This window comes from Bernardetia sp. (genome assembly GCF_020630935.1).
Taxonomy (GTDB): Bacteria; Bacteroidota; Bacteroidia; order Cytophagales; family Bernardetiaceae; genus Bernardetia.
The window spans coordinates 33,764-52,604 of the sequence record NZ_JAHDIG010000032.1; the positions used below are offsets into that span (position 1 = coordinate 33,764).

At 32.6% G+C, this 18,841-nt stretch carries 13 protein-coding genes; 8 read left to right on the forward strand and 5 right to left on the reverse strand.

The window, feature by feature from the left end:
* Positions 1–4: 4 nt before the first annotated feature.
* The gene (locus QZ659_RS10540) at positions 5–463 is read right to left on the reverse strand and encodes a hypothetical protein (protein ID WP_291725773.1); all 459 of its coding nucleotides are present in this window, start codon (positions 461–463) and stop codon (positions 5–7) included.
* The gene (locus tag QZ659_RS10545) at positions 456–1,010 is read right to left on the reverse strand and encodes an acyl-CoA thioesterase (protein ID WP_291725774.1); all 555 of its coding nucleotides are present in this window, start codon (positions 1,008–1,010) and stop codon (positions 456–458) included. Before QZ659_RS10545 ends, QZ659_RS10540 begins: the two co-directional genes overlap by 8 nt.
* A gap of 171 nt (positions 1,011–1,181) precedes the next feature.
* Here QZ659_RS10545 and QZ659_RS10550 point away from each other — a divergent pair, with 171 nt between their 5' ends.
* Both QZ659_RS10550 and QZ659_RS10555 read left to right on the forward strand, forming a co-directional pair.
* Positions 1,182–1,904 carry a hypothetical protein gene (locus QZ659_RS10550; protein ID WP_291725775.1) on the forward strand — a complete coding sequence of 241 codons (723 nt, stop codon included), beginning with the start codon at positions 1,182–1,184 and terminating at the stop codon, positions 1,902–1,904.
* Positions 1,905–2,087: 183 nt separating this feature from the next.
* Positions 2,088–6,095 (forward strand): PAS domain-containing protein, encoded by a 4,008-nt coding sequence (locus tag QZ659_RS10555; protein WP_291725776.1) that lies wholly within the window; start codon positions 2,088–2,090, stop codon positions 6,093–6,095.
* A 72-nt stretch (positions 6,096–6,167) separates the two neighbouring features.
* Here the strand turns inward: QZ659_RS10555 and QZ659_RS10560 are convergent, their stop codons facing one another.
* Positions 6,168–7,319 (reverse strand): metallophosphoesterase, encoded by a 1,152-nt coding sequence (locus QZ659_RS10560; RefSeq protein ID WP_291725777.1) that lies wholly within the window; start codon positions 7,317–7,319, stop codon positions 6,168–6,170.
* A 186-nt stretch (positions 7,320–7,505) separates the two neighbouring features.
* Here QZ659_RS10560 and QZ659_RS10565 point away from each other — a divergent pair, with 186 nt between their 5' ends.
* The gene (locus tag QZ659_RS10565; protein ID WP_291725778.1) at positions 7,506–9,194 is read left to right on the forward strand and encodes an AMP-binding protein; all 1,689 of its coding nucleotides are present in this window, start codon (positions 7,506–7,508) and stop codon (positions 9,192–9,194) included.
* 165 nt (positions 9,195–9,359) lie between these two features.
* On the opposite strand, the gene QZ659_RS10570 is transcribed toward QZ659_RS10565, so the two are convergent.
* On the reverse strand, positions 9,360–10,541 hold the full coding sequence (locus QZ659_RS10570; protein ID WP_291725779.1) for a glycoside hydrolase family 73 protein: 1,182 nt from the start codon (positions 10,539–10,541) through the stop codon (positions 9,360–9,362).
* A gap of 561 nt (positions 10,542–11,102) precedes the next feature.
* Between QZ659_RS10570 and QZ659_RS10575 the strand changes: the two genes are divergently transcribed.
* Positions 11,103–12,722, forward strand: a complete 1,620-nt coding sequence (locus tag QZ659_RS10575; RefSeq protein ID WP_291725780.1) for a hypothetical protein — start codon at positions 11,103–11,105, stop codon at positions 12,720–12,722.
* A 90-nt stretch (positions 12,723–12,812) separates the two neighbouring features.
* Positions 12,813–13,304 carry a hypothetical protein gene (locus tag QZ659_RS10580; protein ID WP_291725781.1) on the forward strand — a complete coding sequence of 164 codons (492 nt, stop codon included), beginning with the start codon at positions 12,813–12,815 and terminating at the stop codon, positions 13,302–13,304.
* A 64-nt stretch (positions 13,305–13,368) separates the two neighbouring features.
* Here QZ659_RS10580 and QZ659_RS10585 read toward each other — a convergent pair whose 3' ends face one another.
* The gene (locus tag QZ659_RS10585) at positions 13,369–14,127 is read right to left on the reverse strand and encodes an RDD family protein (RefSeq protein ID WP_291725782.1); all 759 of its coding nucleotides are present in this window, start codon (positions 14,125–14,127) and stop codon (positions 13,369–13,371) included.
* 125 nt (positions 14,128–14,252) lie between these two features.
* On the opposite strand from QZ659_RS10585, the gene QZ659_RS10590 reads away from it, so the two are divergent.
* The 3 genes from QZ659_RS10590 (at position 14,253) to QZ659_RS10600 (ending at position 18,800) form a co-directional block, all read left to right on the forward strand.
* Positions 14,253–16,106 carry a stage II sporulation protein M gene (locus QZ659_RS10590; protein WP_291725783.1) on the forward strand — a complete coding sequence of 618 codons (1,854 nt, stop codon included), beginning with the start codon at positions 14,253–14,255 and terminating at the stop codon, positions 16,104–16,106.
* A 319-nt stretch (positions 16,107–16,425) separates the two neighbouring features.
* Positions 16,426–17,643, forward strand: a complete 1,218-nt coding sequence (locus QZ659_RS10595; protein ID WP_291725784.1) for an LVIVD repeat-containing protein — start codon at positions 16,426–16,428, stop codon at positions 17,641–17,643.
* Between the two features lie 155 nt (positions 17,644–17,798).
* On the forward strand, positions 17,799–18,800 hold the full coding sequence (locus QZ659_RS10600) for a S66 peptidase family protein (RefSeq protein WP_291725785.1): 1,002 nt from the start codon (positions 17,799–17,801) through the stop codon (positions 18,798–18,800).
* Positions 18,801–18,841: the final 41 nt, after the last annotated feature.

Consider the following 18,841-nt stretch of genomic DNA (forward strand, 5'->3'; position numbering starts at 1 on the left):
ATATTTATTTACTATACTTTTCTATAAAGTCTTTTCCATCTTTATATTCTGCTGGATTGAAATATGAAATAACTCCTATTTCAGAGTTTAGGAACTGTTGTAACTCTGAATAATATTTTGCTTCTTTTTTTAGTGTGCCATCTATTGTTAAGCTAATAACCATCATATTATCTTCTGTTAAGTTTACACCAACCATCACATTATCAAGGTTATTTTCGTTTTTCGTCCAGTAAAATCGTTGTGCTATGTTTTGTTTAGAAATAAAATAATCTATGACTTCCAATTCAGATTTAAAAACATAATCTTCATTATCAAATTTTGAATAAACAGAAATATCTAGTACATCATAATTTGGTAGAAATTTATTTAAAGTGTCATAAATAGTTTTTGCTGATTTATTCTTAACCAAAACTTGTATAACAATATCCTTTATAATCTCTTCGTTGGTTATGCTTTTATTCATCTTCCAACTCCATTTTAGAATTACTATCTTCAAGAAGGTGTAAGTAGTCTTCCACTTTAAAAATCTTTTCATTAAACCTAGAGGTTCGGTTTCTGCCTTCTTGTTGTCTTGTGATACTTCTAGCAAAACGTCTAATTTCCTCCTTTGTCGTGAGGATAATCCCTGGGACTGGCGTACTTTTTCCGTTTTCGTCTTTTGCCACCATCGTAAAATATGAGGAATTACAATGTTTGATAATACCTGTTCGGATATTTTCAGAACTTACTTTCAATCCAATTACCATAGAAGTTCTGCCCGTAAAATTGACGGAGGCTTCTAGCGTAACCAAGTCTCCTACTTCTATCGGATTTAGGAAATCTACTTTATTGACAGAAGCTGTTACACAGTAGTTGCCAGAATGTTTGGAAGCACAAGCAAAAGCAATCTGATCCATAAGGTTGAGTATATGTCCTCCGTGAATTTTGCCACTAAAATTAGAATGTGAAGGTAGCATCAGTTCTGTAATCGTAACTTGTGATTCGCTGACGTATTTGAATTTTTTGTTCATTTTATCTTTCTTAAAAGTAAGTAACTAGAGTAGCTTGTAAATTTATAAATTTTCAGAACCAATACACGTTTGCTGATGACAATAAATTAGAATGAAGTTGTTTTTTTTCATATCCTTTGCCTAATTTTAGGTTCTAAATACACACTAAAACAGCTATTAACCTCACTAAATATGAAAAAGAAAGTTATCAACTTTACCTATTATTTTTGGTTTTTTGTTTTGCTATTTGCTATTCCTATCAGTTGTGCGCTTTTTGCTGGTGGAATTGCCGAACTTATTCGGTCTAAGAATGAGTATGTTAGTTTTTTTTTAGGTAAAAAAGCAATAGATTATGGTTATCCTTATTTTATATCTCTTGTCTTGAGTCTGATAAGTAGTATGCTTGTAGTTGTATATTTAAAAAAACGTTTTATGCTCTTTGAGATAGAAAAAAATAATCATGGAACGCTCTTTTGGATGATAATTGCCTGTTATCTGATTACACAACATATTCAGATTTATTTTTATCCTAACTGGTGGGTAGATAATGTAAAGGAAAGCCTAGATTATGAGTTACTTGGTAATGTTACAAAAAAAACGAGCAACTTGTATGTCTATATTCTACCTCATCTGCTAAATACTTTTTTCCTGTTTTTTGCTATCCAACTTCTAATATGGATTTCAGATATTGAAAAAAGTTTTAAAGAGGTACGACTATTATTTAAAAAACTGTTTTTTACTAAGGAAGAACTACAAAAAATAATAGATTACAAAATAGAAGTTCCAATAGAAAATAAAGATGAGTTTGAAGAACAAAAAGAATTTTTTTTGAATCAGAAAAAATACTTTACCTATTCTGACTACAAGCATTTTCGCAAAAAAATACAATTTGAAAATTCAGAAGTATTGAATTAAAGGAGTTTAGCGTGAAGAAACTAAGATAAAGCCTGTTTAAAATACTATTTTAAGTTTCAATATTATTGTTTATATTGGCTATGTATTTGTACATCCCTATCTATACAAATACAATTATTAAATAAAGTTCCCCCTTAGAGCTTTCCAAATAGAATTCTCTAAACATCTTATTCTAATATCTATATGAATAATACCATAAAATATGCTTTTGGTGGTATGTTGTTTGGCTTATTTTTTCCTCTTTTTGCTTGGGTTTTAGATGGTGTGTTCTTCAAACAACTAGCTTTTAATTGGGCTATGGTTGTCGAACTTCACAAAGTAAACCCAATTCACTTTGTTATTGATGTTGCTCCTATAGTATTGAGTGCTGTCTTTGCTGTGATGGGGTATTATTTAGATAGGCTTATCAAGACATACAAGCAGAAGCAAGCAGATTACGAGCAATATTCTCAAGATAGTAAAGTCATAGTGCGTCGTATGCGTATTGGAAGTTTTGTAGTGCCTGCTATATGGATTGTACTTCTCTTGAGTAGTTATGTGTTTTTGCAACAATTTTTATCTAGTCGCCAACACGATGCTAGTGTTATCAATACGGCAGGTAGGCAGCGAATGCTAAGTCAAAAAATTGCAAAAAGTGCTTTGTACTTATCCATTACAAAAGGAGAAGAACAAATGCCCTACCTTAATGCATTAGATGAAAACGTAAGAGAATTTAAAGAGGCGTACCAGAATCTAACAGGAGAAGAAAGTACAATGGATTTTAGTAATGGGCATACCAATTCTGAAAAAGTAAAATTATTGTATGATTCTATTGCTCCAGAATACCACGGAATTTTGTCTGGAGTAGAACAACTTTTGGAGGCTAATAATCTCAGAGAAGGCAACGAAGGTAAAGAGGCAAGTCTAAGAGATGCTGTTGATAGAATAAGACGCTACGAAAGTAGATTTCTTCCTATTATGCAAGAAATTGTTTCTACTTATACAGATGAAGCAAGTGAAAAAGTTACCACAATAGAAAGTGTTCAGCTTTCTGTTATTATGGTGTTAATACTACTTGTCATTGCTTTAGCATTTGCTGTGAAGCCAACAATAAGTAGAGTAGAATCAGCATTCATAGATGTTGAGGTGGCTGCCAAAGAAATTGCAGAAAGAAATCAAGAATTACAAGCGTCAGAAGAAGAGTTGCGTCAGAATGCAGCAAGCCTAGAATCTTCTAATAAATATTTAGAAAAAACACAAAAAGATTTAGCGGGTTATGTTCAGCGTGTTACAGAAGCCAAAAAAATGGCGAAATTGGCAGCTTATGAGCTTTATCCAAAGGAAAACAAAATTATTCATACTGAACACTTAAATTTTGTCTTGAATATAGATGAAGATAAGAAAATTACACCTAATTTATTAGAAAGTTATATCCATAAAGACGATTATGATAAGGTAATTGAGTATCAGCAAGAAGCTATTAAGCATAAAAAAGATAATTTCTATCGTTTGCGTTTGAAAACAGAAGGGTTGAAAGGTTGGCATTGGTTTCAAGGAGCAACACACTGTATTTTGAATAAAAAAGGAGAAGTAGCCTATATTGTTAATAGTTTACAAGACATTACGGAAAGAGTCAATAAAGAAAATCAAGTAGAGAACTTATTACAAGAGGTAAATGCACGAAACCAAGAATTACAATCCTCAGAGGAAGAACTACGCCAAAACTCTGAACAACTACAACTCATCAATGATAATCTTTTTGTAGCTCAAAGAGAGGTAGAAGAAAGACAAAAACTTTTGGTACGTGCCGAAGAACTTGCCCAGATTGGAAGTATAGATTTTATAATTGCTAACAATACCTTCTCTTACTCCAAGAATTTATCAAAAATATATGGTTTGGATGAGGAAGAGATGAAGGATGTAAGAACACATGATAAATATTATAACAAGGAGTTTAGAAAAGAATTTCGTAATAATATAAAACAAATTATAGCAGGTAAAATAGATCATTTTTCTATAGTAGGGTATTTTGACAATTCAAAAGAAAAGATACAAAAAGTACTCAGACTTGAAGCCAACCTTATTAGAGATGTTATTGGGAAGCCAGAGCGTGTAGTGGGAGTAGTACAAGATGTTACACAAGATACACGTCAGAAGGAAGAAATAGAAAGTGCAAGAAAACAGTTAGAGTCGCTTAGTAATAATTTACAAGGAATAATGTATCGTGCCTTGATAGATGAAGACTGGACAATGAAATTTATTTCGAACGGAGTAGAACGCATTACAGGCTATCCAGCTTCTGATTTTATAGACAATAAAGTACGCTCTTTTTCTAGCATCATACATCAAGAAGATAACTTTATCGATGCTGAAATAGAGCAAGCTATAAAAGACAAACAGCCATATAAAGTAGAATATAGACTAGTTCATAAAAATGGTTCTGTAATATGGGTAGAGGAAACTGGGCAAATAGTAGAAGATGAGATAAACAAAGTAGCTTATATCGATGGAGTATTGATGGATATAACTCAAAGAAAAGAAGTAGAAGAGATTATAGAACAACAAACACAAGAATTACTAGACTCTAGTAAGGAATTACAACTACAACAACAACTTCTCTCTGATGCTGAAAGAATGGCAAAAATGGGAAGCTATGTTTGGGATTTACAAACCAGAGAAATAAAACACTCTACAAACCTTCCAAATATTTATGGATTGAGCGAAGATACCCTCATCGACCAAATTATTTTTGATTCTATCATACATCCTGAAGAAAGAGAAGAGCATCAAAGAGCCATTGCAGAAGCGATGATGAAAGGAGATAGACAAGTTTTTACTACTTATAGAGCGAAGCCAAAAGAACTTTCAGACGAACATTGGAAACATTTCCGTACGTATGCCATAATAGAATACAATGAGCAAGGTGAGCCTATTGCAATAATAGGAACAGTACAAGATATTACAGAGGAGGTTCTACAACAGCAAACTACTAAGGAACTTTTAGAGTATCTGACAGAAAACAAGAAGAGTTTAGACGAATCACAACTTTTAGCTCGTGTGGTAAGCTACGATATGGATATCATAACTAAGAAAATTGAATGGTCAGGGAGTTTTGATAATATATTTAAAGTAGAAACTGGGCAAATACCAAAAGATACCATAGTATTTCAAGAGTGGATAGAACAAGAAGATGTAAAAGAACTCAACGAGGCGTGGACTGTTGCTGTCAATGAAAAACAAGAATTCAATGCTGTATATCGTATAAACACACCAAATGAAAAAGTATTTTATGTGAGGGAAAGAGGCTATCCTATCTTTGATAACGAAGGAAGCCTAATAACAATGAAGGGAACACTGCAAGACATAACTCCTTCTGAAGTAGCAAAGAAAAAACTAGAAAGAACTTCGAAACAGTTAGAAAAACAGAATCACAATCTTCTTTCTAGTATCAACTACGCCCAACGTATTCAGTCAGCGATGTTGGGAGGAACACAAGAACTAAACGCAGTTTTTGAAGATGCTTTTGTTTTCTTTGAGCCAAAAGATGTAGTTTCTGGAGATTTTTATTGGTACAATCAAGTAGGAACACGAAAAATAGTTATTGTAGGAGACTGTACAGGACACGGTGTACCAGGGGCTTTTATGTCTTTGTTGGGAACAACACTCTTAAACGAAGCCATTCTGCAAAAACAAATCACTACACCTAGTAAAATTTTGGACTTTATGCAGGCTGAAATTAGAAGAATCTTAAAACAAGATACTACTGGAAACCGTGATGGAATGGATATGGCTATCGTTGTTGTTGATGATTCGGTGGGAATGATGGAGTTTGCAGGAGCAAAAAATCCTTTACTATACGTTCATAAGAAACGTAAAAAAGGAGGAGCTGAAGAAAACATGACAATGATAAAGGGAGATGTACATCCAATAGGAGGTAGAACAGCGAAATTCATAGATGCTCAATATACTAATCATATTATTGAGCTAGAAGATATAGAAACCTTTTATATTTATTCAGATGGCTATCAAGACCAGTTTGGAGGAGAAGAAGGTAGAAAGTTTTTATCCTCTAAATTTAGACAACTTCTCTATGATACTCATGAAAAATCTATGCGTCGCCAAAGAGTTGCCTTGAAAAGAAATCTAATGGATTGGGTGGGTACAGACTATGAACAAACCGACGATATTTGTGTAATGGGAGTAACTGTATAATCTTTTTAGGATACTCCCCTCCCTTGAATTTTGGTATTTCTCTGTGAACTCTGTGGTTTAAAAATTATTTACTTACCACGCATCAGAATACAAAACTTGTCCATTCTGATTGTAATAATAAACAACGGTTTTTCCATTTTTTAAGTAATCCAAACGAGCAAAACCATAATCAGCATAAGCAAAAAAAGCTTTTTTGTCTTTTTTGTAATTCTGATTAATAAAGGTTTTTTTTGAGCCTGCTCCACTATTAACTTGTCGCCAGACATTTTTATTTTCAGATTCAAGATTAAATTTATGATACTGTAAAGTGTGTTCGTGTCCACAGGCATACACTAAGTTCGAATGTTTTTCAAAAATAGCAGATAGACTTTTCTTTACATCTCTATAACGAGAATTTGAAATATCTTGCTCTGAAAAGCCTGCTTTTCGCATCAAAACATAAGCTGTTCCCAAAAAAGGTAACGGAATATATAGTTTTTTCTTCAAATCTACTGATGGAAACAAGTGAGGACGAAGTGGAAATTTTCCTCCATGTGAACTCTCACTTTCTAAGAGGTGGTGTGCTGCCACAATGATTTTTTTCTCTTGATTCGCAACAATAATACTATCCAAACGAGTATAGATTTCTTGATTGGTTTCTAACTCACAATTAGAGTTTTTCTGTTTTTGAATTAGATATTGTGTGTCTAGACAAATGAGAAGTGTATTTTCTGATAAATGAAGTATTTCTGGTGTACTACACCCACTTGTAGGTAGATAGTGATAACCTTTTTTTGTAATGTAGTTTTGTTCTTCTTTTATGAAAGATAGTTTTTTTTCGTGTCCCCAATCGTGATTTCCTGCTACAAAAATCACGTTTTCTTTTTTATGATTTTCTACAATTTTGAGTTGTGAGTTGATATGAATTTCAGCTTCTTTTCGCTCTAACATCAACTTGGGATTATTTTTTATTTTTTCTTCTGGAATTAGCCCATAAGGATAAATATTATCACCTAAAAAAATAAGTGTAGAAAACGGATTTTGCTCAATTTCCTTTTTTAAGGAGATGAAAATAGGTGTAAGTGAATCGCTATTCCCTGCATCTCCTAAAAGAAAAATTGTTTTTTCAATATCTTCTTTGCCATAATTAATAGAGAAATTAGGAATTGGCTCAACTCTGACTGATTTGCAAGAATATAAAAATGGCAGAATAAGAATAATTAAATAGTCTTTTATTATTTTCATCAATGTTATTTAATGGATTGTATTACAGTTTTTTAAAAAATTAAGATAACGCAATTCTTACAAAATTTTACCAAGAATTTAGCAAAAAAACACGCATTTTGTTTGCTTTTTCTATAAAAAATAAGAATATTGTTAGTAATTATCATAACTAGCATAACCCACAACAAAAAAAACAAATTATCATTTATGGAAGCAATTTGGAAAAAACACTATCCAGAAGGAGTAGTAAAAGATATTAATCCAGACCAGTATGGTTCATTGATAGAATTAATTGAGGAAAGTATAGAAAAATATGGAGACAAGACAGCCTATATTCACATGGGGGTAGAGATGACCTTCAAACAAATTGGCAATTATTCAGCTAATTTTGCAGCTTTCTTACAAAACGAAACCAATCTAAAAAAAGGAGACCGAATTGCTATCCAAATGCCAAACGTAATGCAATATCCGATTGCGCTTTTTGGGGCAATTCGTGCAGGCTTAGTAGTAGTAAATACAAATCCACTGTACACAGTGCGTGAAATGGAACACCAATTTACAGATGCTGATATAAAAGCAATAGTAGTTTTAGCCAATTTTGCTAAGGATGTAGAGAAGGTACTGCCTCATACCAACATTGAAACAGTAATAGTTACAGAAGTGGGAGATATGATGGGAATGTTTAAGCGCACACTAACTAATTTTGTAGTGAAGCGTGTCAAAAAAATGGTGCCTTCATACAACTTGCCAAAAGCATTACCCTTCCGTTATGTATTGGCAAAAGGCAGAAAATATCCATTTACTCCTGTAAAAGTAAAAAATTCTGATAATGCTTTCATTCAATATACAGGAGGAACAACTGGTGTAGCTAAAGGGGCAGAACTTACACATAGAAACGTAATTGCTAATGCAGAACAGATAAAAGCATGGATGAAACCACTTGTTAGAGAAGGACAAGAAGTTGTTTTGACGCCACTTCCGATGTATCATATTTTTTCACTTACAGTAAATACATTTATCTTTTTTGCTTACGGATGTAGTAATGTCTTGATTACGAATCCTAGAGATTTGCCAGCACTTATTAAGGAAATGGCAAATAATAAGATTACAGTCATGACAGGTGTAAATACGCTTTTCAATGGGCTTGCTAATCATCCAAACATCAATACTGTTGATTTTACAAGACTCAAAATTGCAGTCGCTGGAGCAACTGCTGTACAAAGTGCCGTAGCGAAAAAATGGAAAGAAGTTACAGGAAACTCATTGGTAGAAGGTTTTGGTCTGACAGAATGTTCGCCAGTTGTGAGTTGTAATCCAGTAGTAGGAGAGGTACAAATTGGAACTATTGGAATGCCACTTCCAACTACAGAAATTAAATTGGTCGATGATGATGGAAATGATGTTACTGACTTTAACAAACCAGGAGAACTTTGTGTAAAAGGACCCCAAGTAATGAAAGGTTATTGGCAGCGTCCAGATGAAACAGCTAAATGTTTGGCAGACGATGGTTGGCTCAAAACAGGCGATGTAGCAGAGCTTCAAGAAGATGGTTTCCTCAAAATTGTTGATAGAAAGAAAGATATGATATTGGTTTCGGGCTTCAATGTATATCCGAATGAAGTAGAAGATACGATTGCACTTTACCCTAAAGTTATGGAAGTAGCTGCTATCGGAATTGAGGATGAAAAGTCTGGAGAAGCTGTAAAGGTATTTATTGTCAAGAAAGATGATTCCTTAACAGTAGATGAAATCAAGAAATATTGTAAGGAAAACATGACAGGCTACAAAGTACCGAAACACTACGAGTTTAGAGATGAACTGCCTAAATCTAATGTAGGAAAAATCTTGCGCCGTGTCTTGAAAGATGCAGAAAAGACCAAAATGGCAAGTGTTTAAACATTTTCTTAGTTTTTAAACGTATAAAGCGATATGGATTTTGTTCCATATCGCTTTTAAAATTCTAAACAAAAAAAGCGATGCAAACTGCATCGCCTTTTTTCAGCTATCTTCCAAAACCCGATCACTCGGTTATCTTCAAGTCTTTTTTATTTGTACAATAATTCAATGGTCTAAAAGATGTAATTGATATCTTTTGATAATCTTTTTTAAAAGCTCTCCATAGAGAGGAGAAGTGGCATAACCTACGCCTCCAGTGCGTTCAGAGCCAATTTTATCAGCCCAGTCTTCGTAGTTTTTTCCTTTAGTAAAGAGTGGCGCATAACGTTTGTTGTTTACCAAAAATTCAGAATGCCCTCTAAAAGATTCCCACGCACTGCGATATTGTGTAAAATAATCTTGCACTTTACACTCGTACAAAACATTTCCATTCTTGATAAATGGCTTTTGTGTAAGAATAATATCTTGATTCATTGAGGCTTCTTCAGCTGTGAAATATTCAGTAGTGATAGTTTTGTTACCACTTTTATTTTTATCTTTTATTCCAAAGTAATTATTGTGAATTACTCGTGAACCATAAGCTGTTTCTAAGGCAGATTGTGCGAGCTTTATAGAAACAGGAACATTGTATTTTACCTGCTCCATAAGTGCAGTTTCTATTTTTCTTAGATGTACGGTATCTGTAAAATAGCTCCAAACATGAGGAGGAGCATTCAAATTTTGTAATACCAAACTCATAAATAAGCGACTGATATTCTTATTCATCTCTAAAAGTACACTATCTTCTAGTTGGTCTAGGCGAGAGACTTTATTTTGAATAAGTGCCTTTGTAATATGAATTTGTTTCTGTATCATAAACTCTTCCATCGTATTCTCACTCTTAGCCAGATTGGCTAAGTTGTCATAATCAGCTACAGAATGAACAAAAATAGGAAGCCCATTTTTTGTGTCTTTATCTTTCTTTTTATCTACATTATGAGAAGCTAGTTTCATTAGCTCTAAAGTAGGCGAATTTGTATTTTCAGTACTTGGAAAAATACTTGCAGATGCCATTAGTGGAGCTTCCTCCATTTTCCATAATTCAAAAGGTACTTCTTGTCCAACCTGTACCCACAGATTTTTTATATAGGTACTTTGCCTATCACCCCAACTGCCATACAGAGCTACTGCTACTAAAAATATAGTAGCCAATACGAGCATGTAATTTTGAATGATAAATGAGATGTTATATTCAAAATATTTCTCTCCAATCAGTATTTTGATAGGAATTTGTATATGTCTGTTGTTTCTTATTTTCTCCAAATTAATAGAGATAGGTAAAAAACGATTCGTAAAATTAGTTTTCATCGTATTTGTAAGTCAAATGCCCACAGATGAGAGCGTTACTATTGTTTGCTAAATTTATTATCTAAAAGAACTCCTAAGGAAAGGTTGTTCTATTTTAATTATCTGATTTTTAGGTGATAATCTATTTGTGCTATTATTTTTAGCAAAGTTAATCAACAAACTCTATAATTCCAATATTTTTAGAAAAAATAAACTAAAAATTTGAGCATATTTGTAAGGTGTTGTAAATCAAGTGGCTATGATTGTCTAATAGATGTAAATAGTAAATATATTCTCTAATAAAATATGAATAATGAAAAAGTGCAATTAATATACTTAACCAATTTTACAAATGCTCTAATTAAAATCATATATTTTTGCTTTTATTAGGTTGATTTATAAGTATTTATCTAAATTTTAGTGTAAAAAGTAATAATATTAATTTATTTAATTAACTAAATTAAAGTGTTAAAATTAAAAATAAATTATATTTTTTGTAGGATTCTAAAAATACACTCTATACATTTGTTCATAGTTACAATAATTACATTGTAATTTATTCACTAAAAAAATAAACATAAAATGAATTTTGCAATCAGAAATTTCAAGGAAAAATCTAGTAAGTGGCTACTCCTATCAGCTACAGCCCTAACTATCGGACTTTCTTCGTGTGAGAAAGAAGATCAGTTTTTGGAAACAAAAACAAATGATATTACTTCATTAGATGCTAAAAATGCACAAGGAGAAAATATCTACGATTCACAATCTGAAAACCAGCGTATTTTTGGAAAGGCACTTTTAGAAGCGATGAAAGAATCATCAGCTTTGAGAAAGTTTATCAAAACGGAAGCCCTCAAAAAATTTAATCACGATTACGACGTACTTTTTGCTACAGTAAAAAATACTGTGATTGAAGATGGCAAGACGTTTAGAGATATTATGCTTGAAAATGTAGCAAACGAAGAGGTATTAAAACAAATTGAGATTACCAATCCACTTCTCACTATTTTTGTGCCTTCGCTTCCAGACAATTCTTTTTCTGCCGAAACGTGGGACACAGAAAACCAAATCCCAGATGTAGCTTTACGTTTGCACACTACCAATGATGTGCCTTGCTTTAGCTTAGACAAAGGAAACTACACTTTAGAAGCAAAGTATATTCCTTCTTATCCGATAGTGGTGATAAAGCAAAACGAACGTGTTATATCTTCTTTGAATAAAGGATATGAATCTATAACTGACACAAGAATAATAAAAACTATTGAAGGAGTAGAATATAAATTTACTGACTCAAACTATGACAACAGAAAGGTTCTAAACAGAGTTATATTTAATTTTCAGATGGATGAGAAAGTAGAAGAAGCCTACAACATATACAAAAATATAGAGGGCTGGCATCGTGATTACATCTATTATGGCATAGAGCCTTCTAACCCTAATGGTCGTTTTACATTAGACTATAAAGAACATATCACTACTTTTAGAATGAACGAAGGAATAGAAGGATATAACAAAATAGCAGACCAAACAGGAGATCAACAAATTGTACATATGCTTATTGGAGATGCCAACGGAAATATGACTTCGTCAGGTTGGACAGATGGAGCTTTCGATTTTAAAGTAGATTTTGTTTTTATCTCTAATGACACAGATGAACCTACAGGTATTGTTCGACAAAAGCGTTTTGGAGCTATAGGAAGTAAGCTATTTGATGTAACTTACAGAAGAGAAAGAAGAGCTTTCTACGGTTCAAGTTTGTATCTTTATGTATTAGATAAAATAGAACCCAAAACACTTCATTTAGGAAAAGATGTACCACTAATTAACTGGGATTTGAAAAAGTACAGTCTGACTATGGAGATAAAAATAGAAGAAGTAGACTTAGATGAAACTTTTTCTATATCAGAAACCTACAGTTCTCAGTTTGCTAACAATTTTTCTATCAGCCCTGTATCAGAGAAAGTAGGTTTGCAGTTTGGTGGTGATGCTTCTATAAGCAGTAGTAAAAATGTGTCAGTAAATTATACAATGCGAAGCGATGAATTAGGTTCAAAGAATATTAATTTTGGTGATGATTTTATTATTAAAAAAGGCTCAATAAATCTTCCTGGAATTGGAAATCAAACCTATTTTGAAACTAGAGAATACAGTTCAGGAGACTGCAGTATAAGTGTAGAACCTTTAAGAGTTCAAGGGTTTTAATAAAAAAAATATAATAATTAAATTAAACTTATTCCTTGACGTTAGTTTTGAGAAATGAACGTCAAGTAAAGATAATCTATAAATTAAACTATGAAATATCTTATTTTATTACTATCAATAATTTTTCTCTCTTCTTGTACAAAAGAAGAACAGAAAAATCCTTTATATGAGCAACTGGTAGGAAACTATTATGCTTCTACTATCTTTGTAGAAGAAGATATAGACATAAATGGAGATGGTATTTTTTCTCAAAACGTACTTGGTGAGTTTGGAGAACAACTTAATTCATCTAATAATAGGTTAGAAATAAAACCTAACGAACTTAGTGGCAAAGAAGTATTAATAATTAATTTCCCTTCTCTTGACCCACAGAGCTTTATTCTTGATACTTTTATCACTAATGCTATTTCTCTTGGAGGAGAATATACGATAAAAGATAGTTTGCTTATCTCAGAAGATAAGGATATTACTTCTATAAAACTTATGGACAATAATATCTTGGAGGTAAAAGGAACAATGGACTACTTGACATATAATGGAACGAAACAGATAACTTATACGGCTCTCTATGAGAGAGAGTAGTCTTACAAACCTTAAAAAACCCCTGTAATCTTAAAAAGTTACAGGGGTTTTTTCTGTCTAAAATTTATCTCGTCAATACAATATAATCTTGCAAAACGGTATGTAAAAACTGTTTGGTCTGCTGTGGACTTGTAAATTTTTCTACTGAAATATCCATTTTTTTTGCTGCTGAAACGGCTGTCTTTTGCAGAAGTTTGTAAGTATCTTTTTGGTTGGGAAAACGACTAGAACGGTTCAGAATAGTTTTGATAGCTAACATATCTTCCTCTGAAAAAACAGTAACTCGCTCATACGTAGGTTCATAGTTTCTAAACGAACGAATATTGAGAAGTTCCTTCATATTTACATGTTGTGTAGATTTTACTTTGATAACCGTTGTACCTGCCAAAATATCTCCTAAACGCTGCCCTTTTTCTGTTCCTGTTATCAGAATAACAGCCAAACTGCCAAAAGAAAACATAATATCTACCATTCTGAATGCCCAACGCATAAAATAATCAGAAAGAGAAGGAATATCTCCATTGAGTTTCACTACACGTATGCCCATGGCTCGCTTACCTACACTTTGTCCATTAAACATAATTTCACAAAATAAGGAATAAAAAAACCATATTGGCACAAGTACCAAGTACATAAAAAGTGTTTCTATTATACTAGACCAACCCATAATGGCAAGCATCCAATAAAATAAAAGTGTCAGTATGCCAATAGTAGCAGAAAGCAAGACTAAATCTACTAGCCAAGCAATAATACGTTGGAAGGTAGAAGGCAGTTCGTAATCAATGGTTACATTCTGACTGGTACGAATAGAAATGGTTTTCATATATTTACAAAGTAATTTTTCAATGAGACTACAAATTACTAAATTAATTAGTATTTTGTAACTTAATACATCCAAACGAGTATAAAATATAATATTGCAACGCAATCTTATAAAAAATAGATACAATGAGAGAAAATATTTTTATAGAGCAAAATAAGGAAAAATGGCAAGACTTCGAAGAGCTTCTCAAAGAAAAGCAGCGTAATCCAGACAAAGTCAGTGAATCTTTTGTCGAAATTACAGATGACCTCTCTTATGCACGTACATTTTACCCCAATCGTTCGGTACGTTTGTATCTAAATGGAATTGCACAGCAAATTTTTAGAGACGTTTATAAAAATAAGCGAGTAAGGTGGCGCAAACTCATAGACTTTTGGACGACAGACTTGCCCGCCACCATGTATATGATTCGCAAAGATTTATTACTTGCTTTTCTTATATTTTTTGGTGCTTTCCTTATTGGTATTTTCCAAACAGTAGAAGATATTGATTTTGTACGAGTAATTTTTGGAGATGGCTATGTAGAAATGACAGAAGAAAATATTGCTAACGGCGACCCTATGGGGGTTTATAAAAATAGTAATGAGATTGAAATGTTTTTCCGAATTACGTTTAATAACCTACGAGTAGCACTTTTGAGTTTTGTTATGGGAGTGTTTTTCTGTGTAGGAAGTATTTTTGTTTCGATGTATAATGGTATAATGCTCGGTTCGTTTCAGTATTTTTTCTATGCAAAAGATGTATTGATAGATTCTTTGTTTGCTGTTTGGCTACACGGAACATTAGAAATTTCAGCCATAGTAATTTCTACAGCAGCAGGAATTACAATGGGAAAAGGACTCTTATTCCCTGGAACGCTTAGTAGGCTAGAGGCTTTTCAAATGAGTGCTAGACGTGGATTAAAGATAATGGTAGGGCTTGCTCCAATCATTATTTTGGCTGGTTTTATTGAAAGTTTTCTCACTCGTTATACAGAAATGCCATTATTTATTCGTGGTGCGCTTATTCTTATTTCACTTGCTTTTATGGTAGGGTATTTTGTTATTTATCCTCAAATATTGGCAAAACGAAATAAGATACAATTAAAAGGACAAAAATTACCAGAAAAAAGCGAAGACAGTGAATTTGAGCTTTTTCAAATACGAGGTCTTGGAGTTATACTAACCGAATCTATGATGATTCATAGAAGACATTTTGCGCCTATTTTTAGTGTTTGTGTAGCACTTTTATTCCCACTTTCTATTGGCATGTATCTTTTGGTTTTTGAAGATATTTCTAATTTTGATTTTCCTCGTGATATGCAATACAGACTCAAAGAGTATTATCTTTTAGTTATTACAGGAAATTATACAGAAAGCATCCCATTTATAGTGGCTCACGCTCTTATTTGGACAGTCGCACTTACTACACCTTATTATTTCTTCTCTGAAATTATACAACAAGAAGCTAGAAAAATAACATGGTCACTGAAAGGCTTTGGTAAATTCTTACTTAAAAACGGTTACAAATCACTTCTTATAGTTTTGATATTGAAAGCAATTGTCTTTCCTAGTCCGTATATGATATTGGTTGCTCTTTTATTTGCTCCATTATTTATGTTTTTTCTCTATGCTTGGACAACGCAGACAAACAATCCGTTTAAAGCACTTGGAAAATCTGTAAAACTGTTTTTCTTTCAACCGTTGAACAGCTTTATGATGCTTTTCATTTCATTAGCTGTCGGATTTGTGTATTTTGTATTAATCAATTCAGGACTTAGTGCCTTTTTTATTCAAGCTATAGAAATGCACTTTATAGAAGGAGAAACATTCTTACAAAAAATTATACAAGTTGTCTATTTTGCTGGGCTAATAAGTGTAACAGCTTTTATTCTTCCTATTTTTGTTTATTCCATTGGCATTCAGTATTTTAGTGTAATGGAGCGTGCTGAAAATACAACACTTAGAAAACGCATAGAAGCAATAGTAGTAGAAGAGTAAAACTTATTTTACTATTTTGAACTGACTTACCAACACATCGAACAAAGTCAGTTTTTATAAATCATTACAAGGTTTGTTAAACATAGAGTTTGACAAACCTTTTTTTATACATAAAGATTTATTTATTTCGCATTTGCAGCAGATTAACAAAATGTTTCGTAAAGAGAACAAAAGGGAGTAAGTTTTCTCTTTTACCCTTATTATTTCCCAAAACTCAAATTATTTATTCTATTTCTTTACTAAAGTTATGTGTCATACATTTCAACTACATCATTGTTTTAGAAGTCTCCCCTCAAAATTACTTATTTGTATAACCTTTTTGTTTTCATTTGCTATTTCTAGCTGTGTATATGAAGATGATTGTAGCTATACTTATATTTCTTATGAGCCTATTTTTATGAGTTACGATGATTTTCGTAATACTCCTGTTGAACTTCAAGAACCTCGTCCATTGAAAGAAGTGGGCAAAATTTACTTTTATAACAAATATGTGTTTGTCAATGAAGTCAATAAAGGGATTCATATTATCAACAATTCTAATCCTGCTGCTCCTGTTCAAATTGGTTTTCTAAATATTCTTGGTAATGTAGATATGGCTATCTCTGGAAATATCTTATATGCTGATAGTTATACAGATTTATTAGTCATTGACCTAGCAGTTGTTACAAACCCAAAAGTAGTACAGCGTATCAACAATACTTTCGACAAGCAGGTTTTTGGAAATAATGGTTATGCAGACCCAAATTATGGTGTTATAGTAGATTGGTTAGAAAAAGAAGTAGTTGTGTCAAACGATTGTAGTGGAGGCGATATTCTTTATCATGACGGAGATAACTTTGCTCCAAATCAAGGAGCTGGCAATCCGACAGTAGGTGTTGCAGGTTCATTAGCTCGTTTTGCTATTAGTCAAAATCACCTTTATACACTCAATGGAGACAATCTAAAATCTTATTCTATCACAAATCCTATTTCTCCACAAGAAAAAAATGAAGTAGAACTTGGTTGGGGAATAGAAACACTCTTTCCCTATCAGAACAATTTATTTATTGGTTCGCAGAGAGGAATGCACATCTACAATTTAGATGCTCCTAGCCAGCCACAGTTCGTTTCTACTTATGAACATATTACAAGCTGCGACCCTGTGGTAGTTTCTGAAACTACAGCTTATGTAACACTACGCAATGGCACAAATTGCAGAAATGGTGTAAACGAACTACATCTGATTGATATTTCTGATTTAGAAAACCCTTCACTCATCAATACGCAACCCATGACAAATCCTTATGGGTTAGGAGTAGATTCAAAATACACTAATAAGACGCTTTTTGTCTGTGATGGAGATGCAGGGTTGAAGGTACTCAACGTTACAAATCCATTGGAGTTAGAGCAAATTGCAGAAGATAATTCCATCAATGGATACGATGTAATTGCTCATAATGACATTTTGATGATGATAGGAAAAGATGGACTCTATCAGTATAATTATCAAGACCCACAAAATTTAGAGCTTTTGAGTATTATCCCAACAGAGAAATAAAATATTAAAAAGCAATAGTTATTTTTTTTACTGACGTTCCTATATCTGAAATGGATGTAGGAACGTTTTTTGATGAATTTTTTCAAACACAAAAAATTAATAAGTTCTTTTTTAAAAAATAAGAAACAAAAACTATCATATCTAAAAAGCATTCAATGCAATCTCCTCCTTTTCTTAAAAAAAATGACACCATTCATTTAATAGCTCCTTCTGGAATTGTAGAGCCTCAACATATAGAGCAGGCAGTAAATTGGATTATCGAAAACGGATTTATCCCACAAGTAGGTACACACCTTACAGATAATTATTTTCGCTTTGCTGCAACAGATAAGCATCGTCTGTTTGATTTACAAAAATCATTAGATTCTGATGAAGCAAAAGCAATTTGGTGTATTCGTGGAGGATATGGAATGGGACGAATTTTGGATGATATAAATTGGGAAAAGTTTATCAAAAACCCCAAGTGGCTTATTGGTTTTAGTGATATTACAGCTATTCATCTCAAGATAAACCAATTAGGTTTTCAGAGTATGCATGGTGTGATGCCTGTTCAGTTTAAATATTTGGTAGAGAATGAAAAAAATCTAGTATCTGCTTTAAAAGAAGACATTATTAAAAGAGACAACACTCAACCAATTATTCAAAGCCAAGAGATTACAAACATAACCCAATCTCTAAAAAGTTTTTTAGATGCTATAAAAGGCAAATCTTATAAAATCAATGCTGATTTTTGTCCAGAAAATAGGCTAGGACAAGCAGAGGGAGAAATTATAGGTGGAAATTTGAGTATGATTATCAATAGTCTTGCTACTCCAACAGAAATAGATACAAATAATAAAATTCTTTTTTTAGAAGAAGTAGGCGAAAATTTGTATGCTATCGACAGAATGCTTTGGCAACTTTACAGAGCTGGAAAATTTAAACATCTGAAAGGATTAGTCATAGGTAGTTTTTCAGGTTCTAAGCAAACCGTAGAACAGTTTGGTTTTTCTGTTCCTCAAATGATTACAGAGTTGGTAAAAGACTATCATTATCCTGTTGCTTTTGGCTTTCCTATCGGACACACAGCAGAAAATCAAACCGTGATGTGTGGCGCAACTGTTTCTTTTCAAGTAAATGAAGAAAAATCTGCACTAAACTTTTTCTTACTCCATTGACAAAACTTTAATTTTTTGATTAAATTTAGCTTCGCTAATCA

Excerpts from the sequence above, each read along its gene's own strand:
- QZ659_RS10540 (WP_291725773.1), bottom strand. The coding sequence starts at position 463 with ATGAATAAAAGCATAACCAACGAAGAGATTATAAAGGATATTGTTATA.
- QZ659_RS10545 (WP_291725774.1), bottom strand. The coding sequence starts at position 1,010 with ATGAACAAAAAATTCAAATACGTCAGCGAATCACAAGTTACGATTACA.
- QZ659_RS10550 (WP_291725775.1), top strand. The coding sequence starts at position 1,182 with ATGAAAAAGAAAGTTATCAACTTTACCTATTATTTTTGGTTTTTTGTT.
- QZ659_RS10555 (WP_291725776.1), top strand. The coding sequence starts at position 2,088 with ATGAATAATACCATAAAATATGCTTTTGGTGGTATGTTGTTTGGCTTA.
- QZ659_RS10560 (WP_291725777.1), bottom strand. The coding sequence starts at position 7,319 with ATGAAAATAATAAAAGACTATTTAATTATTCTTATTCTGCCATTTTTA.
- QZ659_RS10565 (WP_291725778.1), top strand. The coding sequence starts at position 7,506 with ATGGAAGCAATTTGGAAAAAACACTATCCAGAAGGAGTAGTAAAAGAT.
- QZ659_RS10570 (WP_291725779.1), bottom strand. The coding sequence starts at position 10,541 with ATGAAAACTAATTTTACGAATCGTTTTTTACCTATCTCTATTAATTTG.
- QZ659_RS10575 (WP_291725780.1), top strand. The coding sequence starts at position 11,103 with ATGAATTTTGCAATCAGAAATTTCAAGGAAAAATCTAGTAAGTGGCTA.
- QZ659_RS10580 (WP_291725781.1), top strand. The coding sequence starts at position 12,813 with ATGAAATATCTTATTTTATTACTATCAATAATTTTTCTCTCTTCTTGT.
- QZ659_RS10585 (WP_291725782.1), bottom strand. The coding sequence starts at position 14,127 with ATGAAAACCATTTCTATTCGTACCAGTCAGAATGTAACCATTGATTAC.
- QZ659_RS10590 (WP_291725783.1), top strand. The coding sequence starts at position 14,253 with ATGAGAGAAAATATTTTTATAGAGCAAAATAAGGAAAAATGGCAAGAC.
- QZ659_RS10600 (WP_291725785.1), top strand. The coding sequence starts at position 17,799 with ATGCAATCTCCTCCTTTTCTTAAAAAAAATGACACCATTCATTTAATA.